Source organism: Marinicella rhabdoformis (assembly GCF_009671245.1).
GTDB lineage: Bacteria > Pseudomonadota > Gammaproteobacteria > Xanthomonadales > Marinicellaceae > Marinicella > Marinicella rhabdoformis.
Genome location: NZ_VTFS01000001.1, coordinates 941655 through 966641 on the forward strand (window position 1 = coordinate 941655; position 24987 = coordinate 966641).

Consider the following 24987-nt stretch of genomic DNA (forward strand, 5'->3'; position numbering starts at 1 on the left):
AAGCCACCTCAATTTAATCAAAGGAACGACCATGAAAGGCGACCCTAAAGTCATTCAGTTGCTGAACAAAGCACTGTACAACGAACTCACTGCCATCAACCAATACTTCATGCACGCCAAAATTTTGGAAGACATGGGATTTACAAAATTGGCAAAAAAAGAACGTGAAGAATCAATCGAAGAAATGGAACACGCTGACCAATTGATGGAGCGTATTTTATTCCTTGAAGGATTACCCAATTTACAACAATTAGGCAAGCTGCGAATCGGCGAGACTCCTGCTGAGATGTTGACTTGTGATTTGGCCTTGGAAAATGATGCCATTCCTGATTTGCGTGATGGCATTGAATACTGTGAATCGGTGCGTGATTACATCAGTCGTGATTTGATGCAAAAAATTTTAGACAATGAAGAAGAGCATGTTGACTGGTTAGAAACACAGTTGAGTCTGATAGAAAAAGTGGGCGAGCCTAACTACCTACAATCGCAAATGTGATTTAAGCCATACAATTTGAAAGCAAGAGGCCGGTTAGTTGATCGGCCTTTTTTGTTCTTGACATCAATTGATTCACCTGTGGTTGTTAATCAGTTGTTGTAATTCAGCACAGGCCTTTTGGGCAGCAGATTCAAAATTTTCAGCCGTGTTACCGGCATAAATGATGCCACGTGATGAAGATATAATTAAACCTTTACCATCTGGCCTCAGACCGGCTGACAAAGTCGCTTGGACATCACCACCTTGGGCACCGATACCAGGAATTAAAAACGGCATATTCCCCGCCAATTTCCTGATACTTTTCAACTCTTCAGGATATGTGGCACCAACCACCAGCAACAGATTGTTATTGTCATTCCAGTTTTGGTTGGCGTTGATCGCCACTTGCTCAAATAATTTATGACCATTATCCAAGGTCAAATTTTGCAATTCACCAGAACCTGCATTGGATGTTTTACACAAAACCACCACACCTTTATCAGCACGCTCTGAATAAGGCTGTAAAGTATCACCGCCCATGTATGGATTGACAGTGACCGCATCGGCATCATATCGATCAAAAGCTTCACTGGCATATTGCGCTGCTGTGGAACCAATGTCACCACGCTTGGCATCTAAAATCACTGGAACATGGGGATAATTGTCATGAATGTAATCAATGATGTCAGCCAATTCGTCTTCAGCATTCAGTGCAGCAAAATAGGCAATTTGGGGTTTAAATGCACAAACATGTGGAGCCGTGGCATCAACAATCGCCATCAACCAATCATCTAATCCAATATCAAGTTCATTGATTTTATCAATGTTAGGGTCTAAGCCCACACAGACCAATGAGTTGTTTTTTTCTTGTGCAGCTTCTAATTTTTCGATAAACATGGCTTGAAAAGATGATGAACAGCCGATATTTTACAAGGATTGAACCTGATTGAGAAAAAATACTCTAAGCAAAGCATGAAATATTTGATTATCTTATTAGTATTCACCTTGAGCGCCCCAACTCAAGCCGCGTTACCTGCCGCCATCAATGGAGAACCACTGCCATCGTTGGCACCTGTTTTAGAACAGGTCACGCCTGCAGTGGTAAACATCAATACCCAATCAGTACAGTACGTGAGGTCACGAAATAACGACTTCTACAGCTGGTTTTATGGTTTACCCAGCACCCCACGCGAACGGGTGACGCAATCTTTAGGCTCAGGTGTGATCATCGATGCCGTACAAGGTTTAATCCTGACCAACCACCATGTGATTAATGATGCCGATGAAATATCTGTGGTCTTGCATGATGGCAAAACCCATCAAGCAACCTTGATTGGATCGGATGAAGGTACTGACGTGGCTTTAATTCAAATTGAAGCGGAAGGCTTAACCGCGCTGCCACTCGCAGATTCTGAAACATTACGGGTGGGCGATTTTGTTGTCGCAGTAGGCAACCCCTTTGGATTAGGACAAACTGTGACATCGGGTATTGTCAGTGCTTTAGGTCGCACCAGCTTATCTGGCCTCGGTTTTCAAAATTTTATTCAAACCGATGCATCAATCAACCCAGGTAACTCAGGTGGTGCTTTGATTAATTTGCGCGGTGAACTGGTGGGCATCAACACCGCCATTTTTTCACCCTCAGGTGGTAATGTCGGCATTGGCTTTGCCATCCCTTCATCACTGGCGGAACGCATGATGCGACAACTGCTCACATATGGTACGGTCCGTCGTGGATCATTGGGCTTGGAAGTCCAGAATTTAACACCACGCTTGGTGGCCGCGTTTGACTTAGAGGATGACCAAGGCGTTATGGTGACTGCAGTAAATCAAGGCTCGCCAGCTGATCGTGCGGGCATCCAAGCAGGCGACGTCATCACACAAATTAATGGCCAGGTTATAAGAAGTCAAAAACAATTTGAAAACCAACAAGGGTTAATTGAACTGAATACCGATGTGGCGATTGGCTTTTGGCGCAATGGTAAAGACAAACGCATCATGACGCGCATTTCTGAAGTAGACAGAAATGAAATGGAAGGCATGGAATTGCACCCTGCACTCAAAGGCGCTGCTTTAACCAACTTACCTGCCAAATACCGTGATCGCTATCAAGGCGTGTTATTTGAAACCATTCAACAAGGCTCGAAGGCTTGGGCTTTGGGTTTGCGTTCTGGCGATTTAATCACTGCTGTTAATAACGATGAGATCATTAATTTAAAACAATTAAACGAAAGACTGGCTGCCAACAAAAACGAACCGTTACTGAAAATTTACAGGAATGGTAGATACTATTTATTACCACTGGAAAAATAAAAACCTTGTCATGATAAACTGATAAAGACAATTGAATAAAATAAAGGTGTTTTGATGAATCCGCAATTACAAACCATGATTAAAAACATGCCTGTGAAAACAGGCAAGTCACTCGCTGAATGGCAGGCCTTATTATCACAAGCCGGGCACGAGAAACATGGCGACATCATGAAATTACTCAAAGGTGAATACGGTGTCACGCATGGCTTTGCTAATACCATCAGCACCTTATTTCGTGAGCAATCAGCTGGCGGCCCACCACCTGAAGCTGATTTAGTCGCGGCACAATATGCCAAGAAACCACATTTCTTGCCCGTCTATGAAAAATTGATTCAACAGGTTAAGGCTATGGGCAATGATGTCACGGTGGCTCCAAAGAAAACCTATGTCAGCTTGGTGCGAGGAAAACAGTTTGCCATCATTAAGGCTTCAACCATGAAACGAATGGACATTGGACTCAATTTAAAAGGCGAAGTTGAGACTGATCGCTTGCAACCAGATACTGTATTCAGTGGCATGTGTTCTCATAGAGTCGCCCTTTCAAATGAAGGCGAAATTGACGAAGAATTAATCAACTGGATAAGACAAGCTTACGAACGCGCTTAAATTTACACTGCTGCGTTTGCAAATCATTCTGAATTAAGGAACAATGTTCAGCTTTGTTTGACAACGCAGCGTATTATGAATCAACATGTAAAAAATCAGTCACCGGCTGAAAACAACCATCAGGCCACTGGTTGGTTTGCCAAATTCCTTGGCTTTGTCGAGTGGTTAGGCAATTTATTACCTCACCCCATCACACTGTTCGCCCTTTTCTGCATATTTATTGTTTTGTTCAGTGGTTTAGCGGAATTCATGGGTTTAAGCGTAGCAGACCCTCGACCAGAAGGTTCTTCCAAAAGAGAGCTTGATGGCATTATTCAAGTTAACTCACTGATGTCAGCGGAAGGTTTGAGGTGGATAGTCCAAAACCTGGTCACTAATTTCACCGGATTTACGCCTCTAGGAACAGTTTTGGTGGCGCTGTTAGGTGTTGCTGTGGCTGAACATTCGGGCATGTTATCGGCTTTGATGCGCTCATTGGTCATTGGTGCTTCAAAACGCATGGTCACTGTGATGATTGTGTTTGCTGGCGTCGTTTCAAATACAGCTTCAGAACTGGGCTATGTGGTATTGATTCCCATGGCTGCGTTGATTTTTCATTCATTGGGCCGCCATCCACTGGCTGGTTTAGCTGCTGCTTTTGCAGGGGTGTCTGCAGGTTACAGTGCCAACTTATTAATTGGAACAGTTGACCCTTTGCTGTCAGGAATCACGCAAGAAGCTGCACAAATGCTCGACCCAACTTACCTCGTAGGTGCTGAAGTCAATTGGTACTTTATGATTGCCAGTACTTTTCTGATTGTTTTTATGGGCGCTTTTGTAACAGAAAAAATTGTTGAACCCAGACTGGGCCAGTACAACAGCGATGAAGCCAGTATTGAACTGGGGCATCAATCTGTTGATGAAGTCACCGCAGCAGAAAAAAAGGGCTTGCGCATGGCTGGTCTTTCGTTCCTGATCTTGGCCGCCATTCTGGCTTTGACTGTCGTTCCTGAATGGGGTGTTTTACGCAACCCAGATACGGGTGGCGTTAAAAACTCTCCTTTCCTGAAAGGCATTGTTGTTTATATATTCATAACCTTTGCAATCCCTGGGTTTGTCTACGGAAAAATTGCTGGCACAATGAAGAATGACCGTGATGTGATTGATGCCATGAGCAAAGGCATGAGCAGTATGGGTATGTATATCGTGCTGGTGTTTTTTGCGGCCCAATTCGTAGCCTTTTTCAAATGGACAAACCTGGGTACAGTGATGGCCGTTAAAGGGGCTGCCATGCTTCAGATGATGGGCCTCGATGGCCCCATGATATTTGTATTTTTTATCATGTTGTGCGGCATGGTAAATTTATCATTAGGCAGTGCATCTGCTCAATGGGCTGTGACGGCACCCATTTTTGTACCCATGCTGATGCTGATAGGCTATGCACCTGAGACCATTCAAGCGGCTTATCGAATTGGCGACTCTGTCACCAACGTCATCACACCAATGATGAGCTATTTTGGTTTAATTCTTGCCGTTGCTACCCAGTATCAAAAGAAATTAGGTATTGGTACTTTAATTGCGACCATGCTGCCATACAGCATCATGTTCTTTGTTGGATGGACTGTCTTGTTTTACCTGTGGGTGTTTGCCTTTGGCTTGCCTGTCGGCCCAGGTGCAGCAACTTATTATTCGCCTTAAAACCAATCACAAAAATTGTTGCTATATCCAGTTGGTCAGGCTTTCCTGACCAACTGAACCGCAACAGATTGTGCATTGGGCACAGCTTCAGGTTTAGACAGTGTTAATTTTACTTTATTGACAGGAAATTGCTTTAACAAAAGCTGACAACAGTGTTCTGCCAATGCTTCTATCAATTCAAAATGGGACAAACTGATAAAATGCGACAACTTCTGACTGACAGCAAAATAATCTAAAGCATCTTTGATGTCATCACTTTGACCTGCTGCATAACAGTCATAACTCAAATCCACATCTAAAACCACAGGTTGTTTGATTTGCTTTTCCCAGTCGTGAATGCCAATCGTGGCATCGACTTTTAAGCCCCTGATGAGTACTTTGTCCACGCCGATCAATGAACCAATTTAGGCAGGCCACTGACAAGCCACCACTTTTTCAACTCATCATCGTACTCCCAAACCTGCTCATCAATCACCACCTTTTCTCTTTTGGTGTGTTTGTTATAGAGCTTGATTTGAACATTTTGAATGATCGCATTATCTGTTGTGCCAGGCATGATTGGAGAGGGTACATAAGAGCTGACGCTGAACTGATTAATCCTGTCTATATCGAGTCTTTTAGGCTTATTGATTTCATCAATTTCAGGGCTAAAAAAGCTCAAAGCAGTATTAAAATCAGACCATCTCATAACTTTAGCATACTGGTATAAGGTGTGATCTAAGGATTGCTTTTTGCTCATGCGGCCACCGCAAGCGACAACCAATAAACACAATAAGATAATAATGACAGACTTTTTCATGTGAGGTAGGTACTTTTAAGTTCTACAAAAGTATGTCATAAGTCATGTTAAAAATACATAAAAATATCACAACACCCAAATCAAATTAGCTAAGACAACAAACTATTTAATGGCTAATATCACAAAGTCAGCAGACATAGAACATGTCATAATTGATGCCGACAAGCCTTGAATAGACAGTTTCAAATGTTGGTTTTTATTCTGATTCAGCAGCCCATCCTTGACTGCATTCCAATCAATAGTTTCATCAAAATCACAGCGTATTTCCATTAAACCAGTTTGGGGTCGTAACCACTTATTATGACTTTGATGAATCACAACATCATTGTGAACAGCCATTTGTTCCAAGTTGTATTTGATTAAGGACCAAGCACTGATGGTCATCAAGGCAGCAGAAGCGCCACCAAAAAACGTACCTTTATCATTAACGTTAGGACCTAGAGGTGCACTGGCTCTTAGTTTATTGCTTGTGACTGTTTCAATTAGCCAACCCATTGTTTGGGTTAATGGGATGTCATGATGAATGCGTTGAACAAACGCTTCAAGTGCATCATATTGCATTGACAGTTGTAACTTATCTGGCGGGATTTCTGAGTTTTGCAGGTATCAGTAATTGAAACATGCCGCCCAGTTTAGAGCCCATATCAGGCGTGTCTTCCTCAGTTCCCTCTACAACTTCATTTTCATCGTGAACAACCACTTGTTCTTCGGGGACGTTTTTGACTATTTTAAATCGATCAGCCTTTGCCATGACTTCAGGCAATGTGAGATTTCTTTGACTGATGATGCGATTCAAATCTTTATCACCAGGTTGTTGAACGGCTTTATTGAATTGGCCTTGGCTTTTGTATAAATTGACTTCGCAAGGGGCATCATTTGCCGACGCATTAAATGCAACGGTCGTCAAAAAAGAAATTATAATCAGATATTTCATAGGCTCCACAGTCATTCCACCAAGCACGACATTTTCTTTTAATATTCAGAATAAATCAATCAAATCTCTGATAAATTGGTCTTAAATAGTTCAATTTTGTTAAAATCACCCAACTATGAACAAAATAAAAACAGCTCATGAATAAACTTTGGCTGGCTGATTTTTCAGACACCATGCGTATTTTTACAGTCATTGTGGTGACTGAAATGATGGTGGTTGTTTACAGTTTAAGCTTCCTCTCTTTGGATATGGTCTACTTAAATCAACTGGCTGTACTCAGTTTACTGGCACAGTTGATTGCCATCACTTTGATTATTATACTTTCAAAAGTCAGTCATTTTTTAAACCGCTATACTTCCTATATCGGCCTTTTAATGTTGACGATTATCACCATAGTTTTAACTTCATTGTACACACAAATACTGGCTAAAGTGGACCATGCACTGGGGTTTGAACTGATAGAAAATGCCAACTTATTGAACATCAAAATCACTTTGGCTACTTTAATGACCTTAATGGCTTTGTTGCGGTATTTTTATGTTCAAGATCAATGGGCATGGCAAGTCAAAGCCCATGCAGATGCCGAAATCAATGCTTTACAGGCTCGAATTAAGCCGCACTTTTTGTACAACAGCTTAAACTCTATTGCCTCATTGATTGCCATTGATGGTTCAGCTGCAGAAAAGGCCGTGTTAAATTTATCCAGCCTGTTCCGCAAAGCATTTTCTAAAAAACAAAATCATGTCCCATTACGAAAAGAACTGGAATGGGTTAATGAGTATTTGGCAATAGAGAAACTCAGGTTTGCTGACAGGTTGATGTTTGAATCATCCGTTGACGAATCTTTACTCGAAATAGCTGTGCCAGTCTTGTCCTTACAACCTTTGATAGAAAATGCCATTTTACATGGCATAGAACCAGCCAGCGAACCCGGCTCGGTCAAGCTAGTCATCACCAGAGACAATCACGCTATGATTATCACAGTCAGCAACCCCTTCCATGAAAACCATCAATCACAAGGCACGGGGACTGCTGTAGAAAACATTAAAAAACGACTGAAATTAAGTTATGGTTCTCAAGCCCAGTTAAATCAAAAAACCGAAAACGACTTATACATCACACAAATGGTACTCCCACTATGAAAATCCTCATTGCAGATGACGAGCCATTGGCTCGGATGCGGTTACGTAACATGTTACAGCATGCAGGCCACAATGATGTCATAGAGGCACAAGATGGAGAAGAAGCCATCAAACTTACCGACCAACACATGCCCGACCTGCTATTTTTAGACATACAAATGCCAAAAAAATCTGGCCTAGAAGCGGCACAAAGCATCAAAGCGAAGCACCCTGCTCTACCGATAGTTTTTTGTACCGCACACGATGAGTTTGCACTGAAAGCCTTTGATTTATCCGCTGAAGACTATGTTTTAAAGCCAGTCACTATGGACAGATTAAATCAAGCACTCCACAAGGTTGGCTGTGTTGAACAGCAAGAAAAGATTGTTGTAAAGCAAGGCGTCAACAGCCTGGCCATTCCCGTTGATGAAATGATTTGCTTCGTCGCAGAAGATAAATATGTGGTCGCGCACGTCAGTGACAACAATTTTTTATTAGACTGCACCTTGATTCAACTAGAAAATAAATACCCGCAGTTATTACGTCTTCACCGAAATTGCTTGGTTCACCGCGCCTTTTTAAAAGGCATACATATTGATGAAAATCACAAAGCCCATGCTTTATTGAAAGATTTAGATTTACAACCGGCCATCAGCAGAAGACAATTGGCGGCAGTAAAAATTGAACTGAAATCATGACAAAAACAATCACCATCGCAACACGCGAATCAAACTTGGCCATGTGGCAAACAAAATACGTGGCGGCGTTGATCGAACAACACACTCCATACCAAACCCAATTGTTACCCATGACCACCGAAGGTGATCAGCGCCTGGAAGTCAGCCTGAATAAAATTGGTGGTAAAGGCCTGTTCTTGAAAGAGCTAGAGCAATCCATGCAAGCAGAAGAATCAGATATCGCTGTGCATTCAATGAAAGACGTTCCAGCAGACTTGCCAGAAGGCTTCACAGTTTGTGCTGTGTTTCCAAGGGCCGACCCTGCTGATGCTTTTGTATCTAATCAATACAAACAGTTGTCAGATCTACCACAAGGTGCCGTTGTTGGTACTTCCAGCCTTAGACGCCAGTCTCAGTTGTTGGCTTTGCGACCTGACTTAGACGTTCAGCCACTTCGAGGCAATGTCAATAGCCGTTTGGCCAAACTCGACGATGGACAATATGATGCCATCATTTTGGCAGCTGCCGGTCTTCAACGCTTGGGCTTTGATGACCGCATTGCCAGCCGTCTGATGGCTCCTGACTGGTTACCTGCGGTTTCTCAGGGTGCCATTGGCATAGAGTGTTTAAGTTCACGCACTGATTTGATTCAAGCTTTGTCAGTTTTGAATGACGAAAACACTTGGCTTGCGGTTCAAGCAGAACGTGCACTCAATGCGGGGCTCAATGGCTCTTGCTCTGTTGCCATAGGTGCCTTTGCTGAGTGTGTTGATGATGAAGTCAGTATCCAAGCTGCTGTCTTCAGCCCAGATGGTGAGCAAACATTGGCGGCACACACTCAAAATAGCGATCCTGTGGCTGCTGGAAAGGCCGTAGCAAACACATTACTAGCCGCTGGTGCACAAGCCATTTTAGACTTGGCCGAAGAGACAGGTTGAGGTCAATTCAATGACAACGGTCATCATCACACGACCAAAAAGCAAACAACAAGCGGCGTTGAAAATCTTCAAGGCACAAGGATTTGAAGTGCTTTCGGCGCCCTGTATTAACGCTACTTCTAACCCTAATATCAAACTTCAGTGGATTGAACAAGCTGGACAAACTGAGGTGTTGATTGTGTTAAATAGCCATGCCATCGATGCCTTATTAACCCGATACCCTGGGTTCTCAGTCAGCGACAAAACACAAGTCATAGGGATTGGTAAAGCAGTGACCAGTCATTGGAAAAAACACCTTAAAGCGCCAATAACTGAAGCAAGTGGAAACTCAGAGTCTGTGATTGCTATTTTAGACCGTATCAAACCACGCAACATCACGGTACTCACATCTCTCGGCGGCAGAGAATTAATCAAAGCTTACGCACTCGTAAAACGCATCAACTTTACACAACTGAACTGTTATATAAAACAACAACTGCCATTGGATTTGACTGCTTGGCAAGCCGTTTTAGCAAATCAAAAAGGCGTCATACTGACGGCTAACAGTGGTCAATTATTACACCTCATTCAAAGCCAATTACCAGATCATTTGTGGCAGCAATTATTAAGCAGCCCATTAGTTACAGGCGCATCGCGCATCACTGAAATGGCAACACAGTTAGGGTTTAAAAACACACATACAGCCCAAAGCCCCAGCAACCAAGACATGTTACGAGCCGCCATTCAAATAAAATCCGTTGGATAAGCATGTGCCCACTTGACAGACCTGACTAAAAACCTTCCTTCATTCCGCACCAGAAGCACCTCAAATTTCATCAACTGCGCCCGAGCTCCAGTCAGTTGAGTCAAATCACCAATGGGCGAACCAGCCAATGCCGCCACCACAACCAAATGTACTTCATTATCGCTGCGCCAATCAATGTCTTTCACGACCTTAGTGATATGGACTGTTTTGTGCTTCATAAACCTGAAATGTAACATGCGCTGAATATCTTTTTTGTTCCAGCCGCCTTCATGCTTGAAACGGTCATCCAAATAGTCCATCAAATCACTGGTATTCTTTTCTTCGGCTAACAACTCCATCTGATCTAAATCTGCTTGTAACTGCTTTTCTTTACTTAACGGCTCTCCACCGCAAGAAACCAATAGCAGTGTCATATAAACGATAAAAAATTGTCTCCAAGTCATTTGTTTTCTTTTCCAATTGTCTGGCCTTCATTGTATCATTGAAGTGAAATCAATTTTGAGAACGAAGATGCCAAAAAATATCGTCACAATGTCTCTTATGCTGGCAAGTGCAGTCTGCGCAGCCTCCGAGCCTCCTCAGGATGTTAAAGCACCAATTGACGCCGCTGCAGAGCAACAAAGCAAACCTTTGCCCATCAAAGCACCGATGTTAGCCAAAGAAGACGCCACAGAAATTAAAGTGATTGTTGAAAAAAACCGCACCGTTGAAGAATACCGCCATAGGGGCGAGTTAATTATGGTCAAAGTCATACCGAACAAAGGCAAGCCTTATTACATAGATCCTCTAGAAAATCGCCAGCAAGGGTCAGCCAAAGAATTGATGGATGCAGGTGTTAAGCCTGTCCACTGGGTCATCAAGGAGTTTTAAAATGACTGTGAGGCAAAAATTTGTCATATTACTGGTCGCCTTACCCGCATTAACTGTGCTTTGGGCACAATATTGGCCAGCTGCACTGTGGCTATTTACGCTATGGGTACCTTTAGGCTTGATTGGCTTAAACGACATGTTCCAAACCAAAAGGTCGATCCGCAGGCTTTACCCCGTGATTGGTCACATGCGCTACTTTTTTGAATCCATTCGTCCAGAAATTCAACAATATTTTGTTGAATCCGACCTCAATGGCACACCTGTTCCACGCGAATTTCGATCACTGGTTTACCAACGTGCCAAAGGCCAAAGAGACACACGTCCTTTTGGCACCATTTTAGATGTAAACCAAGATGGTTACGAGTGGATTAACCATTCTCTGGCTCCATTACACCACCATGACTTTCAACCTAAGGTGAGGTTTGGCGGCCCAGAATGTAAACAGCCATACGATGCATCTCCGTTAAACATTTCTGCCATGAGTTTTGGTTCATTGAGTAAAAACGCCATCATGGCACTGAATTTGGGCGCAAAAAATGGTGGTTTTGCACACAATACAGGCGAAGGCGGTATCAGCCCATATCATTTACAAGGCGGCGATTTAATATTCCAATTTGGCACGGGTTATTTTGGCTGTCGCGACGAAGAAGGCAACTTTTGCCCCAAACTGTTCAAAGAAAAAGCCCAGCTAGACGCAGTAAAAATGATTGAAATCAAACTGTCACAAGGCGCCAAGCCTGGTCATGGCGGCATTTTACCCGCAGTTAAATTGACTCAAGAGATTGCCGATATCCGACACGTTTCACTAGGAAAAGACGTCATCTCACCGGCTGCACACACTGCGTTTTCCACCCCAACTGAAATGATGCAATTCATTAAAAAATTACGCGATTTATCAGATGGTAAGCCCATTGGATTCAAGCTCTGCATTGGTAAAAAAAGTGAATTCCTGAGCATTTGCAAAGCCATGATAGATACTGGCATCAAACCAGACTTTATCACCATTGATGGCAGTGAAGGTGGCACCGGTGCTGCCCCGATTGAATTAACCAATTCTGTCGGCACCCCGATTCGTGATGCCATCATTTTTGTCAACCAAACCCTGATTGGTATGGGCTTGCGCGATGAAATCAGATTGATTGCATCCGGTAAAGTGTTGTCTGCATTTCATTTGCTTAAACTCATTGCTTTGGGTGCAGATACTGTTAATGCAGCTAGAGCGATGATGTTTGCATTGGGCTGCATTCAATCACGTTCTTGTAACACTGACCATTGCCCGACTGGCATCGCGACTCAAGACCCTGCCAGGGTGAAGGCTTTGGTCATCGAAGACAAAGTCAGGCGAGTGTCGAACTACCATCGCCAAATGATGAAGCATTTGATTGAATTGGTTGGCGCCGCCGGCTTACAAAGTTTACAAGACTTAAAACCAGAACACATCATGCACCGTTTTCAAGGCACTGATGTGCGCTCTTATGAATCCATGTTTCCATCTATAGAACCCGGGTCAATTTTAGATGAGACCAAGCGACCAGAACCTTGGCGCGAACCTTGGCAACGAGCTTCCTCAATTTCTTGGTAAGTCTCATGCCCTGATAGCAGACCCGCTACAAAAGGCAAGCATTTTGGGTTAAGATGTTTGCCTTTAATCAAAACCACAAACCATGACCCTTACCAAAAAAATCATTATTTTCATGATAGCCGGTGCTGCACTTGGCTTGATTCTTAACATCACCGAACTGAACCAGAATGTTCAAGTAGATACTTATTTAACTGGTGGCTTGTTTCACGTGATTGGCCAGTTGTTTATCAAGGCCTTAAAAATGATGGTTGTTCCTTTGGTGTTTGTTTCTTTGTTTTGTGGCACCACTGCATTGAGAGAACCAGCCATGTTGGGGTCATTGGGTGGTAGGACTTTAGGTTTTTATTTATTAACCACAGCTATCGCCTTGGTCGTTGCACTTTCATTTGCCATGTTAATCGGAGTAGGCGTAGGTTCAGAAATTCCAACCAGCATTGCTTATCAAGCAAAAGCCGACAAGCCTTTGATGGATGTGGTGCTTGATATCATTCCCAGTAACCCAATCATGGCCATGGCGGAAGGCAACATGTTGGCAGTGATTGTTTTTGCTATTTTACTGGGCCTAAGTGCCACACAAGCAGGAAAAGCCGGGGATAAAGTCATTGAGTTTTTCCAAGCATTTAATGAAGTGGTGATGAAACTGGTCATGATGATCATGAACTTTGCCCCTTATGCTGTTTTCGCCATCCTCGCAAAAGTATTTGCACAATTGGGCATCGATGCCATACAAACTTTAGCAGGCTATTTCTTTACCGTATTGGGGTTACTGATTTTCCACGCACTGGTGGTGTACCCAATCATTTTAAAATTATTTTCAGGCCTGAACCCACTGACGTTTATAAAAAAAATGGAGAGTGCTGTTTCTTTCGCTTTTGGTACATCCAGTTCAAATGCAACCATTCCAGTCACCCTAAGAACAGTGACAGAGCGCCTTGGCGTCAATAAATCAGTCGCGTCTTTTACCATTCCTTTCGGGGCCACCATCAATATGGACGGCACTGCCATCATGCAAGGCGTTGCTACCGTATTTATTGCCAATGCCTATGGTGTTGATTTAACCACCACACAACTGTTAACTGTTGTACTCATGGCTACCATGGCATCTGTCGGTTCCGCAGGCGTGCCCAGCGCTGGACTGGTGATGTTGCAAGGTGTGTTATTACAAGTGGGCCTGCCCATAGAAGGTATTGGTATCATCTTAGGTATTGATCGCTTGCTCGACATGACACGCACAGCCGTCAACATTACGGGTGATGCAGCCGTAACATGTATTGTTGCCAAATCTCAAGGTCAATTTGATGAAAGCATTTTCAATGACCCACATGCTGGTGAAATCAAGTCCACATCTTAAGCTATTGACCTGAGTCAATGCAGACCAGCTTGTAAACGATATCATGTCTTTTTTTGTGATGGAAAAAGACATGACTTACGATGTTGTTGTGATTGGTGCAGGCCCTGCTGGGTTAAGTTTCGCTAAAGCATTGAAAGGCAGTGGCCTAAAAGTATTGGTTATTGAACAAAACCAAGAACAAGACATTCAATCACCGGCTTATGATGGCAGGGAAATTGCATTGACTCACAGCAGTCGAACCATTATGCAAGCATTAGGTCAATGGGATACCATTGATCAACAAAACATTGGATTTATCAAAGAAGCCAAAGTCAGCAGCGGTAATGCACCACTTACACTTGATTTTAATAGCCAAGATAGTGGATTGGATTGTTTGGGATTCATGGTCTCCAACCAAAATATCAGACATGCCTGTTTTGCAGCAGTTGAACCAGATGAACACGTTGACTTTTGTTTTGGTCAAAGCGTTCAATCAGTCAAAACTTCCGACAACATGGCTCAAGTGACACTTTCAGATGAACAAACCCTTTCTACCCAATTGGTGGTGGCTGCAGACAGTCGCTTTTCTCAGAGCCGCCGCCAAATGGGTATTTCTACAGATATGGTTGATTTTGGCCGGACTTGTATTGTTTTTACCATGACCACAGAAAAACCCCACAATCATGTCGCACATGAAATGTTCAGGTATGACAAAACCATTGCAGTTTTACCCCTGGTTGACAATCAAGTCTCTGTTGTAATAACAATTGCCAGTGATAAAGCGGATGACATCATACAAGCACCTGCTTTGGCTTTGGCTGCTGAAATCAGCCAAAGCGTTGACCACCAGCTAGGGGTTATGACAGTTAACAGCGAGTTATATTCTTATCCACTTGTCGCAACAATGGCTAGCCAGTATTCTGCCAAACGTTTCGCATTGATCGGTGATGCCGCCGTTGGTATGCACCCTGTGACGGCACATGGGTTTAATTTAGGATTGAGCAGCGCATGGCAATTGGCCAAAGGCATAAAAAAAGCACGGCAAGACAACCAACCTTTTTATCAAGATCGCGTACTGCGCCGCTACCATCACAGTCACAAAAGACAAAGTGTCCCCATATACAAAGGGACCAATGTTGTGGTTAAATTGTTCACCAAAAACCAACTTTGGGCAAAAGCAGCAAGACATGCTGTATTAAAAGTCAGTAAACACGTGAAACCCATTTCACAGTTTATCACCAAGCAGTTGACCCAAGAGCAAATATAAAAAAAGGCCTGTTACGACCAGACCTTTTAGGGTGTGCAGTTGTTAGATGTTATACAGCTAAACCTTCTTCAATATTTTGCACTTTACGACGGGCCAAGGCCAAATTGGATTGTTTCTTGTCTAATACCAAGTATAGGAACAATCCTTTTTGTTTTTCCATTGGACGAATGATATGGTATTGGTCACCCAATGTAATCAAAATATCTTCCAACTCTGTCTTCAACCCCAAAGATGACATGGTTTTTTGCTTTGCTTTGACCACCTCAGAGTTACCCGCAGCAGCCAACTCCATATCTACACCTGAGCCATCTTCACCCAAAACCATTCCAGATGAGCCATCGACCAAAGAGCAACATTTCGCGCCGTCAACATTCATCAATTCTGCTAAACTTTCTTTTATGTTAGCCATACTTTTTCTCCTGTTCTACATTTAATTTAAACTTTTACTTACTGTTATTTTTTTATCAGTGACAGTTCACTGTTTTGAAACCAGTTGTGCAATTTGCTTAGTAAAGTACCTGGCATGACCAATGTTTTCTTTAACCCCAGTGACTATGCATAGAACACACTTTTTGTCGTTATATTGGGTATTACACAAAAACATATTGCTCGTACCCGTTTCTATGGTCGTACTTTCTAAAGCATGTCCCATCATCTGCTGTGCTGCTGCATTACTGAGCGATATCAAAGAACTTGAAACAGCCGCCACCTTTTCATCTTCAACATGAAAACGGTTGTTAACATGACAATATATGGAAAAACCATCCGCAGTGGTTAATGAAAGTATTTTTAGATCTGCAAATTTGCTTTGTACTTTCTCAAAAAATTGTGTGAGGTTAGTCATTTATTCTGTTTCCTTGATTGCTATCAATGTATTCATAATCAACATGGCACTCGATTTACTTCGTGCATCCACATGGTATATGGGTAAATTAACTTCCATTTTTTCAGACATTTTTCTCACTTCTTGTGTGAATCCATCATTTTCTTTCCCCTCAGCATGAGTGATACCGACCACACAAGTACTGTCTTGATTAATGCCAAAATACTTCATCAAATAGGCCATATCATCCAAAGAGTCTTGGTCCCCATTTTTTATTAGGATGACCACAGCCCATAACCCTTCATTGACAAAGTCCCATACAAATGAGAACCTTTTCTGACCTGGCACACCGTACAACCCTATAGACATGTCATCACCTAAATTAATGTGACCATAGTCAATTCCAACTGTTGTAAATTGCTTACCAATATCAACACTGGATTCAACATCAGTGTTGACCGTGTCTATGCTGCTTAACTGGTTTATTATGGTTGTTTTGCCTGAACCGACACTGCCCACAAACGCGACTTTTTTATGCATTGTTCCCCCTGTTTTTCATGCGCCACTTCTGAATAATTTTTGTTTGAGTTTGCTTAAAAAACCCGATGGCTCTTTGGGTTTTTGCACAAGGGGTACCACACTGTTATCTTTTGAAGTACTGACAATACATGCGCCTGACAAACTCATTGCATTTAGAAATGCAATGAGTTCATTTTCTGTGAAGTTGTGGTTTTCCTTTAAAGAATCAAATGACTCGGCTCGACGCCAAAGTAAAGCACTCATTGTTATGAAGCTGTTTTCAAATGGTATGCATCCGTAATCAGGCCATTTAGTCTGCTTGAATCTGACATGGGATTCATAAAAGTCTGGTTGCAACAGCGCTTCTGTTTGGAGCAACCCCATCTGCCAAAAAAAGTGAGAGGCTTTTCCACTGAATTTCAAATCCTTGCTGCCAAATTCTTTTGCACATTCTGCGTAGCCTATATTGACTTCATTTGTAAACAATTCGTTTTTGATCAATGATTTTAGCAACGGCACATTTGAAACGATTTTATTGGTTTGCTTATCAATGACAATTTGCAAACCAGATGCAGTTGAAAAACACATCTTAACTTTGACTTGAGAAGACATGTACCGATAAACATGCTTTAACAAAACTGCTTTATCTTTGGCAATGGCTGAATAATCCTTGTCAATTTCAGTAGATAAATTACCAGCTCCCAATTGTTCAAATAATCGCCTCAAAATTTTGGGGTTGATTTGTGTGCCAATACTGATTCGTTTACCGTGCTCTTTGATCAGTGCATAATATTCTGAGCCATTTTGATAAAAATCTTGTGAAATGAAAATTTGATGGTGGTCATCATTGCTGTATTGCCAGTTGCAATCGCCTTCCCCTGCATAGTCAGAATGCAATATATTAATGACTGACTTTAACAAAGCTAAGTCCCGGCCTTCTAATGAGCTGGATACATTTAGTTGCATAAAATTCCTTGTTTTTCATACATCAATGATGATGTAATTTGAGTTGAGCTATACAGAATGCTTTCACATTCCTTGTGTATTTATTATTCTCCTAAATACGAAAAGAAGTCAACTGAAAAGTTTCATCTTTGTGACCGACATCACAAAGACGTATTTATGCCTTATAATAAAGGTTTATACCTTATTCGCTTTCATTACTCATTAAATTATAAAATTTTGTAAATACGCCATCAAAGCCGCCGTTACTCATAAAAACCACTACATCTGTATCCATAACAGTACACTTTAATTCCTCAATCAGTCTGACTGTATCAGGGAAAAATAACACGCCCAATTTGTTTAAATTACAAATTGCATCTGTACTCCAATTATTTTGTTCATCATTGACCACATAGCATAAGTCGGCCTGAGACAATGATGCTGGTAACGCTTGAGCATGAGCCCCTGCCCTCATGGAGTTGCTTCGTGGCTCTAAAACAACGATAACACGACTGCCAGGGTGAGCAGATTTTGCGCCTGCGATGGTTGTTGCAATCGCCGTTGGGTGGTGCGCAAAGTCATCATAGATGGTCACACCTTGTGCCACCCCTATCAGCTCCATTCTGCGCTTAACACTCTGAAATCGTGTTAAAGAGTCTGCAGCTTGCTTGATTCCGATACCCGCTTCTCTGGCAGCCAAAACAGCAGCCAATGCATTCAATTGATTATGCTGGCCTGGAATTTGCCAATCAATGGTCGCCAACTTTTGCTCATCTTGCATGACATGAAAAGTCGTGGCTTGCTTATCATCACTTTGTACCCAGTAATCTGCACTGTTATCACTTCCAAATGTCACTATGGGTGTCCAATGACCTAGCTCCAATACTGCTTTGAGGTTGTCGTCGTCGTTGTTAACCACCAAACAACCATTATTCGGTACAGTACGCACTAAATGATGGAACTGCTTTTTAATGGCGTCTAGATTTTCAAAAATATCAGCATGGTCAAATTCAAGGTTATTCAAAATCACCACATCACCATGGTAATGAACAAACTTAGAACGCTTATCAAAAAAAGCAGCATCATATTCATCTGCCTCAATAACAAAAGCATCGCTGTCGGTTAACCTTGCTGAATGCTCAAAATGATGACACACCCCTCCAATCAAAAAACCGGGGTTAATACCATGATCTTCTAGTATCCAAGCCAACATGGATGATGTGGTGGTTTTTCCATGGGTTCCTGCCACGGCATATACTTTTTTATGCCGCAAGACATGCTCACCTAACCACTGAGGGCCAGATACATAACTGAATTGACTTTTTAACAGTGATTCGATAACAGGCATTCCACGCGTCATGACATTACCCACAACCACCTGATCTGGCGCCAGCGACAGTTGTTCCGCATCATAGCCAGAATGAATGGCAATTCCCAATTTTTTCAACTGAGTACTCATGGGTGGGTATACATTTTTATCCGCACCTGAAACCTGATGATCAAGTTGGCGTGCAATGGCGGCAATGCCCCCCATAAATGTTCCACATATTCCTAGGATGTGAGTTTTTGGCATGATTTTCAAACGAAATAAAAAACAGTATAAGCCTTCCTTCAGTTTTAACAACACACAATTTGCTTCTGTTTTATGTAAGGCATGCCTATAATGATGCGATTTAAACCAACCCCAGTTTGTTCATATTTTGAGTTTATTTGTCCATTTATTGCGCTTCATTTGTCGCTTGATACTTTTTGCCTTGTCTTTACTGCTGGTTTTACCACTGGTAATATTGGGTATTATTGTGGCCAAAATATTCTCCATGCCAAAGTTAAACCAGTGGGTTTTAAAAACCTGGTCTCGACTGGTCTTACATGTGTGTGGTTTAAGCGTTTCAGTTCATGGAAAACTACCTGATCACCCAATTTTTATCCTTGCTAACCATGTTTCTTGGCTCGACATACCTATTATCCACAGCTTGACCTTGGCGGGCTTTGTTGGCAAGCATGAAATCAAATACTGGCCTATCCTGGGTTGGTTAGCCATGCTTGGAGACACTGTATTTTTACAAAGAGGAAACCAAAACTCGCGCCAACAGGTTATACAAGCATTAGTTAAACGTTTAAAAAAAGGACGCTCTGTTGCTGTTTTTCCTGAAGGCCGTGTCACAGACGGCAGTCACCTTGGACGCTTCCATAGACAACTGGTACATGCTGCCGTAATGACGGAAACCCCTGTTGTACCCATTGCCATCAAATTCATTAAACAAGATGGTCACCGCAATGCAGATGTCTGCTTTAAAAATAATGAATGGTTTATCGTTCATGTCTGGCGCATATTAAGCCTTCCGAGCTCACATGTCGAAATACATTGTGGAGAAGGTTTGACAGATGACAACCACAGCACCCGCGCTGTGACCATGAAAGCCCACCAATTTGTTGAACAAAAACTTTCAGAAAATGATTATTTGCCAACCACCCATTCGGCCTAAGAACCCACACTTACAATCATTCTTAGCATCCAGTCGACTTCGCCTCAAACGATTGACACAAAATCCGCCGTTTCAAGCAGCAGCCAATGAAGTAAAAATCACCACACCGCTGGCTGATTTACAAGGTATTCATTCTCCACAAGCTGAATCAAACCACTTGGTTGTATTGATACATGGCTGGGAAGGCAGTGCCCAGTCTACATACATACAGCTTCTGGCAGACAGCTTATACAATGCCGGACATGCTGTTTTTAGGCTAAACATGCGAGATCATGGTGACTCTCACTCTTGGAACGAGCCTTTGTTTCACTCCTGTAGGTTAGATGAAATGCTCGCCGCATTAGATTGGATAGCTGAAAACAACCCCAACCATAAACTCAGCCTGTGCGGGTTCTCTTTGGGCGGAAATTTTGCATTACGCATGGCGGCACAGACAACACAAAACCTACATAAAGTCATCGCTGTTTCACCGCCAATTAACCCCAAAAACTCTATGCAAGCCATCCAAGATTTACAGTCATATCAAAAATACTTTCTCAAAAAGTGGCGTCGATCTTTGGCCATAAAACAAGACTATTTTCCGCATTTATTTGAAGGTCACAACTGGAAAGAAGAGCAGTCATTGGCAGCTTTAACTGCACAATTTGTTGAAAAACACACCGAATTTAATCATGTTAATGATTACTTCGATGGCTATACGATAACACCCAAGGTGATCAGAAAGCTAAAAACACAGGCTCAAATCATCACTTCATGGGATGACCCCGTGATTCCTGTCAAAGATTTGAGTACAATAGACCGTTTACCACAATTGAAGTGTATCACCACAGCACATGGTGGCCACTGCGGATTTGTCCAAGGCCTATCCATGCGCTCTTGGGTTGAACAACACATCGTCAATGAGATCACAAATGAGTCAACTTGAACAATTTAAGGAACTGCACCAAAAAGGACAGTTCAAAGAAGCCATTGAAGGCTATAAAACATTATTAAAAACAGACAAGGATAACGATGACATACATTTTTCTATGGCATTGGCCTTAGCCAAAACCGACCACCTAGAAGAAGCACTGACACATGTGAATGCTGCAATTGGTACGCAACCACATGCAGAAAGGTATCATCAATTCAAAGGTCAAATTTTAATGGGACTGAGTCAGTTAGACCAAGCTGCCAAGGCCTTTCAGAATTCACTCAATGAAAATCCAAACATGTTTTTTTCTTATTTGGCATTGGGGGATATATACACCATTCAACAACAACCACAGAAAGCCAAAAAGCAATTTGAATTGGCTTTAAAAGTACATGAGTCTGGCGTCCCCGCAATCATCAAACTGGCAAGATTAGAAATCATGCAAGGACAGTGTGATGTAGCATTCGACACTTTACAGGAAGCTGTTTTACAACATCCAGATGACTTAGAACTATTGCTTCAAATGGGCGTAGCTAAAATTGAATCTGGAGAACATGCCTTGGCCGAAATGTATTTCAGACAAGTCATCAAAGCAGCACCTGAACATTTAATAGCACACGCTTATTTGGCCATCAGCTTGGTGCCTACAGATCAACAAGAGGCGGCGCAAATTGTTACTGCATTGACAAAAAATCAAGCCAAACTGCCAGAAGTTATCGTTGCGATGGGGCTTCTTTACCATCACACAAACAAGCACCGACAAGCTTTGGTATTTTTAGAGCCCGCGGCACGTTCAGGGTTGGCCATGCCAAGTTGGGTAATGGCTTATGCCAAGTCCTTAACTATATTGGGGCAAACAGAAGAGGCCATAGACATTTTGAAACATCAGTTGGAGCAAGGCAATAATCCACACGTTATGATGCTTTTGGGCCAAATATTTCAACAAAACAACAATTTGGCTAAAGCCGCGTATACATTCCAAGGGATTCCCAAGTCATCGCCTTTATATGCACAAGCGCAAACCAAACTTTCTGAAGTTCTGTATCACAAAGGTGACTATGAAAGCAGTTTAAAAGTTGCAAATCGCATGCTTAAAAATGACCCGCAGCATCCAGCAGCATTCAAACTGGCTTTAAATGACTTATCAAAGCTTCAACGCAATGAACAAGCTTTGACCTTGTTAGAACAAATAGATAAAAGCAAACAAAGCGATGATTTCAATCAACTGATGTATTTTTATGCGGGCTTGTTACATGATTCAGTAGGCCAGTATGAACAGGCTTGGGAGCAGTTTCAACAAATGGAACGACCTGAAAAAGCTGAATTAGAATTATTAAATGCTGAGCAGGAAAAAATGGTCGCATCATGGCCATCACAATCTGCCACTTCTGACGTTGTGTTTTTATTTTCAGATGCCGCCACGGGACAACATGAGTTCGTCAATTGGTTATTGAACAACCAAAACACCGTTTTACTCGACCGCTTTTCAGAAACTCGAGGCGATGTTTTTGACAACATTAAAACATTCAATGAACTGGATGAGCTGGATGAAACCAAAGTACACCTTTTGCGTAAAAAATATTTAAAACGTAACCGCACAATGGTGAAACCAGAGGCCGTAAAAATTGTTGATTGCCTGCCTTTTTCCATTGCACATGCGGCCATCGCCAAAAAAATATTCCCAGGCATTAAGGTGGTTGTATTATCCAGAAACTTTGCCGATTATCGTTTACACAACCAAATATTTGGTACTGACCAGGTTCATTTCTCTCAATCAACCAAAGTCATCAACCAAATGATTGCCATGGGATTAGATCTGACTGTGGTTGATGTCGATGAATGGCAAGCCAATGAGCCTGCTGTTTTGGCTGAAATGCAAAAAATATTTGGTGCACAATCACAAGCTTACCAACACAAAACACGCTCGAGTTTAGAGCGTTTCATGATGCCCCATATGCACTGGAAAAACTATAAAGAGCTGATGAATTAATGGCTGATTGGCTACAATGGCTGGGTTTGGCCCTGATTCAGGGCCTGACCGAATTTTTGCCAATTTCTTCTTCTGCCCATTTGATTTTGCTGTCATATTTTGCGGGATGGGAAAAGCAAGGTTTGCTGGTGGATATTGCAGCACATTTCGGCAGTTTACTGGCCGTATTACTGTATTTCAGAAAAGACATCATCGAAGTGCTTTTAGGTCGTGATAAGACCTTGTTCCTGTATTTAAATGTTTCGGCCATACCATTGGCCATCGCAGGATTATTACTCGCAGACTTTGTGGATTCACAATTGCGAACGCCTTTGATTATCGCCTTGGCTTCTGCTGTATTGGGCGTGGCATTGTATTTGTCCCAAAAGAAAGCGGTAAATCAGAACCTAAACTGGCGCATTGTGACTTACATGTCCCTGGCACAAGTTTTGGCCTTGATTCCAGGCGCCTCACGTTCTGGCGTGACGATGACAGCTGGGATGTGGGCAGGTTTAAGTAAAGAAAAGGCCGCTTCTTTTTCTTTTTTAATGGCCATTCCAGCCATATTGATGACCACCGCTTATGGTGCACTCAAGTGGTACCAAAATCCTGCCGAACAAAACATACCTATGATGTTGACTGTGATGACCTTGAGTTTTGTTGCTGCATACGCCTGCATCCACTTTTTTATGAAGCTTATAAAGCGCATAGATTTTATTTGGTTTATGCATTACAGGTTGATATTGGCTGCATTGATTTTGATGACCATATGATGAATCCGAAAGAAATAGCATTTGAAACCCGGTTTGGTCAAATAACAGGCCTTCAATGGGGTCAAGGCAATAAACAACAAATTGTTGCTTTTCATGGCTGGCTCGACAATGCCGCCAGCTTTTCACATTTAGCGCCTTTTTTGGCGGAAGCTGGATATGAAGTTAACGCCATTGATTTTCCAGGACATGGCCACTCTGACCACAGAGCACCTGGGCACAATTATGGCTTTGTTGATTATGTTATCGATATCCAAGCAGTAATGGAAAACTTCAAACAGCCTGTTATTTTTTTGTGTCATTCTATGGGTGCCGCCATTGGCCAGCTTTATGCTGCCGCATATCCTGAACATGTCAGTCATTTGGTCTTGATTGAAAATGTGGGGCCCATTCCTGCGTATGTGAAAGGCACTGCAGCCAAGTCTTTGCGTGAAGCTCTGGATATATGGAAACCACACAGCTTAGTGCACAAAAGATGCTATTCATCAGTAGATGATGCGGTCAAAGCACGCTTACAAGCCACACCCATGGATGGCGAAATCATCAGACCTTTGGTCAGGCGCGGATTAAAAAAATCTGAAGAAGGTTATCATTGGCGAACTGACAAGCGGTTGAAACTGAGAAGTTTTTTCAGGATGTCAGAAGAGCAAGTACAAGACTACCTTTCTTCAACCCAGATGCCCTGTCAATTGATTATGGCAGAACCTAAAAGTTACGCCTTAAATTACGCCAGTGTTGAAGATCGAATAGCCGCATTAAACCCTCAAGTCATTTCTGCGATGCCTGGCTGTCACCACTTGCACATGACCCAAGCCAAAACGATTGCCAAAGAAATTCTGGCATTTATAGATCATTACAGTCACCCGGAGCAGAACGACAAGCCAGAACCTAAACAGCATCCTCGCCCGTTTCACCCGTTCTGATTCTAACTACTTGCTCTAAATTACTGATAAAAATTTTGCCATCTCCCACTTTACCGTTGCTTGCTGTCGCTATTAAGGTATCAACAATCCGTTCCACTTGATCATCACTGGCAGCTATTTCAATTTTTAGCTTCGGCAAAAAATCGACAACATATTCAGCACCACGGTACAGCTCGGTATGACCTTTTTGGCGCCCAAAACCTTTTACTTCCGTGACAGTAATTCCTCGAACCCCAACTTGCTCTAGAGCATCCCTAACATCATCCAGCTTAAATGGTTTGATGATGGCTGTTATCATTTTCATC

29 protein-coding genes are annotated in these 24987 nt (G+C 42.3%); 17 read left to right on the forward strand and 12 right to left on the reverse strand.

Features of this window, described 5'->3' with window-relative positions; genetic code table 11:
- Positions 1-31: 31 nt before the first annotated feature.
- The gene (gene bfr / locus FET73_RS04040; RefSeq protein WP_154222619.1) at positions 32-496 is read left to right on the forward strand and encodes a bacterioferritin; all 465 of its coding nucleotides are present in this window, start codon (positions 32-34) and stop codon (positions 494-496) included.
- A gap of 72 nt (positions 497-568) precedes the next feature.
- On the opposite strand, the gene pyrF is transcribed toward bfr, so the two are convergent.
- Positions 569-1372 carry an orotidine-5'-phosphate decarboxylase gene (gene pyrF, locus FET73_RS04045; protein ID WP_154222620.1) on the reverse strand — a complete coding sequence of 268 codons (804 nt, stop codon included), beginning with the start codon at positions 1370-1372 and terminating at the stop codon, positions 569-571.
- A gap of 75 nt (positions 1373-1447) precedes the next feature.
- On the opposite strand from pyrF, the gene FET73_RS04050 reads away from it, so the two are divergent.
- From FET73_RS04050 to FET73_RS04060, 3 genes are all read left to right on the forward strand, one after another.
- Positions 1448-2788, forward strand: a complete 1341-nt coding sequence (locus FET73_RS04050; protein WP_154222621.1) for a Do family serine endopeptidase — start codon at positions 1448-1450, stop codon at positions 2786-2788.
- Positions 2789-2842: 54 nt separating this feature from the next.
- Complete coding sequence (locus tag FET73_RS04055; RefSeq protein WP_154222622.1) at positions 2843-3394, forward strand: DUF5655 domain-containing protein; 552 nt, start codon at positions 2843-2845, stop codon at positions 3392-3394.
- 75 nt (positions 3395-3469) lie between these two features.
- Positions 3470-5071: an AbgT family transporter gene (locus FET73_RS04060; RefSeq protein WP_154222623.1), complete on the forward strand. Its 1602-nt coding sequence runs from the start codon at positions 3470-3472 to the stop codon at positions 5069-5071.
- A 35-nt stretch (positions 5072-5106) separates the two neighbouring features.
- On the opposite strand, the gene folB is transcribed toward FET73_RS04060, so the two are convergent.
- The 4 genes from folB to FET73_RS04080 form a co-directional block, all read right to left on the reverse strand.
- Positions 5107-5457: a dihydroneopterin aldolase gene (folB, locus tag FET73_RS04065; RefSeq protein WP_179952096.1), complete on the reverse strand. Its 351-nt coding sequence runs from the start codon at positions 5455-5457 to the stop codon at positions 5107-5109.
- A 5-nt stretch (positions 5458-5462) separates the two neighbouring features.
- Positions 5463-5870: a hypothetical protein gene (locus FET73_RS04070; RefSeq protein WP_154222625.1), complete on the reverse strand. Its 408-nt coding sequence runs from the start codon at positions 5868-5870 to the stop codon at positions 5463-5465.
- A 102-nt stretch (positions 5871-5972) separates the two neighbouring features.
- Positions 5973-6431, reverse strand: a complete 459-nt coding sequence (locus FET73_RS04075) for a YiiD C-terminal domain-containing protein (RefSeq protein ID WP_154222626.1) — start codon at positions 6429-6431, stop codon at positions 5973-5975.
- 13 nt (positions 6432-6444) lie between these two features.
- Positions 6445-6804: a hypothetical protein gene (locus tag FET73_RS04080; protein WP_154222627.1), complete on the reverse strand. Its 360-nt coding sequence runs from the start codon at positions 6802-6804 to the stop codon at positions 6445-6447.
- A gap of 137 nt (positions 6805-6941) precedes the next feature.
- On the opposite strand from FET73_RS04080, the gene FET73_RS04085 reads away from it, so the two are divergent.
- The 4 genes from FET73_RS04085 to FET73_RS04100 are packed head-to-tail and all read left to right on the forward strand — an operon-like array spanning position 6942 to position 10285.
- Entirely contained in the window at positions 6942-7946 is a 1005-nt protein-coding gene (locus FET73_RS04085) for a sensor histidine kinase (protein WP_154222628.1), read from the forward strand.
- Positions 7943-8623, forward strand: a complete 681-nt coding sequence (locus tag FET73_RS04090) for a LytR/AlgR family response regulator transcription factor (RefSeq protein WP_154222629.1) — start codon at positions 7943-7945, stop codon at positions 8621-8623. The genes FET73_RS04085 and FET73_RS04090 overlap by 4 nt, the downstream gene beginning before the upstream one ends.
- Positions 8620-9540, forward strand: coding sequence for a hydroxymethylbilane synthase (gene hemC, locus FET73_RS04095; protein WP_154222630.1), 921 nt, complete (start codon positions 8620-8622; stop codon positions 9538-9540). Before FET73_RS04090 ends, hemC begins: the two co-directional genes overlap by 4 nt.
- Before the next feature lie 10 nt (positions 9541-9550).
- Entirely contained in the window at positions 9551-10285 is a 735-nt protein-coding gene (locus FET73_RS04100) for a uroporphyrinogen-III synthase (RefSeq protein ID WP_154222631.1), read from the forward strand.
- Here FET73_RS04100 and FET73_RS04105 read toward each other — a convergent pair.
- Positions 10264-10728 carry a hypothetical protein gene (locus FET73_RS04105; RefSeq protein ID WP_154222632.1) on the reverse strand — a complete coding sequence of 155 codons (465 nt, stop codon included), beginning with the start codon at positions 10726-10728 and terminating at the stop codon, positions 10264-10266. The two genes, FET73_RS04100 and FET73_RS04105, sit on opposite strands and share 22 nt — an antisense overlap.
- 67 nt (positions 10729-10795) lie before the next feature.
- Between FET73_RS04105 and FET73_RS04110 the strand changes: the two genes are divergently transcribed.
- The 4 genes from FET73_RS04110 to ubiM all read left to right on the forward strand — a co-directional run bounded on the left by FET73_RS04110 (position 10796) and on the right by ubiM (position 15334).
- Positions 10796-11155 (forward strand): DUF2782 domain-containing protein, encoded by a 360-nt coding sequence (locus FET73_RS04110; protein WP_154222633.1) that lies wholly within the window; start codon positions 10796-10798, stop codon positions 11153-11155.
- Between the two features lies 1 nt (position 11156).
- On the forward strand, positions 11157-12737 hold the full coding sequence (locus tag FET73_RS04115) for an FMN-binding glutamate synthase family protein (protein WP_154222634.1): 1581 nt from the start codon (positions 11157-11159) through the stop codon (positions 12735-12737).
- An 82-nt stretch (positions 12738-12819) separates the two neighbouring features.
- Entirely contained in the window at positions 12820-14088 is a 1269-nt protein-coding gene (locus FET73_RS04120) for a dicarboxylate/amino acid:cation symporter (RefSeq protein WP_154222635.1), read from the forward strand.
- A gap of 43 nt (positions 14089-14131) precedes the next feature.
- Complete coding sequence (gene ubiM / locus FET73_RS04125; protein WP_154222636.1) at positions 14132-15334, forward strand: 5-demethoxyubiquinol-8 5-hydroxylase UbiM; 1203 nt, start codon at positions 14132-14134, stop codon at positions 15332-15334.
- Positions 15335-15383: 49 nt separating this feature from the next.
- On the opposite strand, the gene FET73_RS04130 is transcribed toward ubiM, so the two are convergent.
- From FET73_RS04130 to mpl, 5 genes are all read right to left on the reverse strand, one after another.
- The gene (locus FET73_RS04130; protein WP_154222637.1) at positions 15384-15743 is read right to left on the reverse strand and encodes a hypothetical protein; all 360 of its coding nucleotides are present in this window, start codon (positions 15741-15743) and stop codon (positions 15384-15386) included.
- 66 nt (positions 15744-15809) lie between these two features.
- A complete protein-coding gene (locus FET73_RS04135; protein ID WP_154222638.1) occupies positions 15810-16178 on the reverse strand; it encodes a roadblock/LC7 domain-containing protein in 369 nt (122 codons plus the stop codon).
- Positions 16179-16697: a GTP-binding protein gene (locus FET73_RS04140; protein WP_154222639.1), complete on the reverse strand. Its 519-nt coding sequence runs from the start codon at positions 16695-16697 to the stop codon at positions 16179-16181.
- Between the two features lie 15 nt (positions 16698-16712).
- Complete coding sequence (locus tag FET73_RS04145) at positions 16713-17642, reverse strand: hypothetical protein (RefSeq protein WP_154222640.1); 930 nt, start codon at positions 17640-17642, stop codon at positions 16713-16715.
- Positions 17643-17823: 181 nt separating this feature from the next.
- Positions 17824-19194 carry a UDP-N-acetylmuramate:L-alanyl-gamma-D-glutamyl-meso-diaminopimelate ligase gene (mpl, locus tag FET73_RS04150; protein ID WP_154222641.1) on the reverse strand — a complete coding sequence of 457 codons (1371 nt, stop codon included), beginning with the start codon at positions 19192-19194 and terminating at the stop codon, positions 17824-17826.
- 127 nt (positions 19195-19321) lie between these two features.
- On the opposite strand from mpl, the gene FET73_RS04155 reads away from it, so the two are divergent.
- The 5 genes from FET73_RS04155 to FET73_RS04175 are packed head-to-tail and all read left to right on the forward strand — an operon-like array spanning position 19322 to position 24682.
- Complete coding sequence (locus FET73_RS04155) at positions 19322-20107, forward strand: lysophospholipid acyltransferase family protein (protein ID WP_154222642.1); 786 nt, start codon at positions 19322-19324, stop codon at positions 20105-20107.
- Positions 20076-21032, forward strand: coding sequence for a YheT family hydrolase (locus tag FET73_RS04160; protein WP_154222643.1), 957 nt, complete (start codon positions 20076-20078; stop codon positions 21030-21032). Before FET73_RS04155 ends, FET73_RS04160 begins: the two co-directional genes overlap by 32 nt.
- The gene (locus FET73_RS04165; protein ID WP_179952098.1) at positions 21019-23010 is read left to right on the forward strand and encodes a tetratricopeptide repeat protein; all 1992 of its coding nucleotides are present in this window, start codon (positions 21019-21021) and stop codon (positions 23008-23010) included. The genes FET73_RS04160 and FET73_RS04165 overlap by 14 nt, the downstream gene beginning before the upstream one ends.
- Positions 23010-23762: an undecaprenyl-diphosphate phosphatase gene (locus FET73_RS04170; RefSeq protein ID WP_154222645.1), complete on the forward strand. Its 753-nt coding sequence runs from the start codon at positions 23010-23012 to the stop codon at positions 23760-23762. The genes FET73_RS04165 and FET73_RS04170 overlap by 1 nt, the downstream gene beginning before the upstream one ends.
- Positions 23762-24682, forward strand: a complete 921-nt coding sequence (locus FET73_RS04175) for an alpha/beta hydrolase (RefSeq protein ID WP_179952099.1) — start codon at positions 23762-23764, stop codon at positions 24680-24682. The genes FET73_RS04170 and FET73_RS04175 overlap by 1 nt, the downstream gene beginning before the upstream one ends.
- Here FET73_RS04175 and FET73_RS04180 read toward each other — a convergent pair.
- On the reverse strand, positions 24648-24986 hold the full coding sequence (locus tag FET73_RS04180; RefSeq protein WP_154222647.1) for a P-II family nitrogen regulator: 339 nt from the start codon (positions 24984-24986) through the stop codon (positions 24648-24650). The two genes, FET73_RS04175 and FET73_RS04180, sit on opposite strands and share 35 nt — an antisense overlap.
- Position 24987: the final 1 nt, after the last annotated feature.

Excerpts from the sequence above, each read along its gene's own strand:
- FET73_RS04180 (WP_154222647.1), bottom strand. The coding sequence starts at position 24,986 with ATGAAAATGATAACAGCCATCATCAAACCATTTAAGCTGGATGATGTT.
- pyrF (WP_154222620.1), bottom strand. The coding sequence starts at position 1,372 with ATGTTTATCGAAAAATTAGAAGCTGCACAAGAAAAAAACAACTCATTG.
- FET73_RS04120 (WP_154222635.1), top strand. The coding sequence starts at position 12,820 with ATGACCCTTACCAAAAAAATCATTATTTTCATGATAGCCGGTGCTGCA.
- hemC (WP_154222630.1), top strand. The coding sequence starts at position 8,620 with ATGACAAAAACAATCACCATCGCAACACGCGAATCAAACTTGGCCATG.
- FET73_RS04090 (WP_154222629.1), top strand. The coding sequence starts at position 7,943 with ATGAAAATCCTCATTGCAGATGACGAGCCATTGGCTCGGATGCGGTTA.
- FET73_RS04105 (WP_154222632.1), bottom strand. The coding sequence starts at position 10,728 with ATGACTTGGAGACAATTTTTTATCGTTTATATGACACTGCTATTGGTT.
- FET73_RS04050 (WP_154222621.1), top strand. The coding sequence starts at position 1,448 with ATGAAATATTTGATTATCTTATTAGTATTCACCTTGAGCGCCCCAACT.
- FET73_RS04175 (WP_179952099.1), top strand. The coding sequence starts at position 23,762 with ATGAATCCGAAAGAAATAGCATTTGAAACCCGGTTTGGTCAAATAACA.
- FET73_RS04130 (WP_154222637.1), bottom strand. The coding sequence starts at position 15,743 with ATGGCTAACATAAAAGAAAGTTTAGCAGAATTGATGAATGTTGACGGC.
- FET73_RS04115 (WP_154222634.1), top strand. The coding sequence starts at position 11,157 with ATGACTGTGAGGCAAAAATTTGTCATATTACTGGTCGCCTTACCCGCA.
- FET73_RS04160 (WP_154222643.1), top strand. The coding sequence starts at position 20,076 with ATGATTATTTGCCAACCACCCATTCGGCCTAAGAACCCACACTTACAA.
- FET73_RS04075 (WP_154222626.1), bottom strand. The coding sequence starts at position 6,431 with ATGCAATATGATGCACTTGAAGCGTTTGTTCAACGCATTCATCATGAC.
- FET73_RS04085 (WP_154222628.1), top strand. The coding sequence starts at position 6,942 with ATGAATAAACTTTGGCTGGCTGATTTTTCAGACACCATGCGTATTTTT.
- mpl (WP_154222641.1), bottom strand. The coding sequence starts at position 19,194 with ATGCCAAAAACTCACATCCTAGGAATATGTGGAACATTTATGGGGGGC.
- FET73_RS04100 (WP_154222631.1), top strand. The coding sequence starts at position 9,551 with ATGACAACGGTCATCATCACACGACCAAAAAGCAAACAACAAGCGGCG.
- ubiM (WP_154222636.1), top strand. The coding sequence starts at position 14,132 with ATGTCTTTTTTTGTGATGGAAAAAGACATGACTTACGATGTTGTTGTG.
- FET73_RS04110 (WP_154222633.1), top strand. The coding sequence starts at position 10,796 with ATGCCAAAAAATATCGTCACAATGTCTCTTATGCTGGCAAGTGCAGTC.
- FET73_RS04060 (WP_154222623.1), top strand. The coding sequence starts at position 3,470 with ATGAATCAACATGTAAAAAATCAGTCACCGGCTGAAAACAACCATCAG.
- bfr (WP_154222619.1), top strand. The coding sequence starts at position 32 with ATGAAAGGCGACCCTAAAGTCATTCAGTTGCTGAACAAAGCACTGTAC.
- FET73_RS04135 (WP_154222638.1), bottom strand. The coding sequence starts at position 16,178 with ATGACTAACCTCACACAATTTTTTGAGAAAGTACAAAGCAAATTTGCA.
- FET73_RS04055 (WP_154222622.1), top strand. The coding sequence starts at position 2,843 with ATGAATCCGCAATTACAAACCATGATTAAAAACATGCCTGTGAAAACA.
- FET73_RS04165 (WP_179952098.1), top strand. The coding sequence starts at position 21,019 with ATGAGTCAACTTGAACAATTTAAGGAACTGCACCAAAAAGGACAGTTC.
- FET73_RS04145 (WP_154222640.1), bottom strand. The coding sequence starts at position 17,642 with ATGCAACTAAATGTATCCAGCTCATTAGAAGGCCGGGACTTAGCTTTG.
- FET73_RS04070 (WP_154222625.1), bottom strand. The coding sequence starts at position 5,870 with ATGAAAAAGTCTGTCATTATTATCTTATTGTGTTTATTGGTTGTCGCT.
- FET73_RS04170 (WP_154222645.1), top strand. The coding sequence starts at position 23,010 with ATGGCTGATTGGCTACAATGGCTGGGTTTGGCCCTGATTCAGGGCCTG.
- FET73_RS04140 (WP_154222639.1), bottom strand. The coding sequence starts at position 16,697 with ATGCATAAAAAAGTCGCGTTTGTGGGCAGTGTCGGTTCAGGCAAAACA.
- FET73_RS04080 (WP_154222627.1), bottom strand. The coding sequence starts at position 6,804 with ATGAAATATCTGATTATAATTTCTTTTTTGACGACCGTTGCATTTAAT.